The sequence below is a fragment of the Mesorhizobium sp. WSM4817 genome (genome assembly GCF_055811135.1).
Genome location: NZ_JBVVQQ010000123.1, coordinates 1 through 610, shown reverse-complemented (window position 1 = coordinate 610; position 610 = coordinate 1). Strand labels below are relative to the sequence as shown.

Below are 610 nucleotides of genomic sequence, written 5' to 3'. Positions count from 1 at the left end.
CATATGTCCGACTTGCTATTGAAGCAACTCGCCTCGATCGGGTGTCGCGGACCTGTGATCACGCCCGGCAGCGCGGATTATGATCGAGCCCGGCAGGTATGGAACGGTGTCTCCGATCGCAGGCCGGCCGCGGTATTGCGTGCGGCGGATGTCGATGACGTGCGGAAGGCGATCGACGTAGCGGCCAATTGCAATGGGGTCCTGGCGATCCGAGGCGGCGGACACAGCCTGCCCGGCCTTTCGACGTGTGACGGCGGACTTTTGCTCGATCTCTCAATTCAGCCCGGCTGGACATCTCCGCCGGAACCGTGGAAGCCGGCGGCGGCGCGCTTCTTCGCGATCTGGATGCAGCGACGGTTCCAAGCGGGTTCGTGGTTCCGGCGGGCGTCGTTTCTCACACGGGCGTTGCCGGTCTCACCCTCGGCGGTGGCATGGGCCGCGTCAGCCGCGCCTACGGGCTGACGATCGACAGCTTAATCGGGGTCGAGATCATGATGGCCGACGGAAGCGTGAACTGGATCGATGCAGCAATCGATCCGGAGCTTTTTTGGGGCATTCGCGGTGGCGGTGGGAATTTCGGTGTCATAACCCGCTTCAGGTTCCGGCTGCA

General features: G+C 63.6%; 1 pseudogene. It reads left to right on the top strand.

Annotated elements, in window-relative coordinates:
• Positions 1-3: 3 nt before the first annotated feature.
• Positions 4-610 (top strand): annotated as a pseudogene (locus AC0L2K_RS35005) (FAD-binding oxidoreductase); the annotation flags it as partial.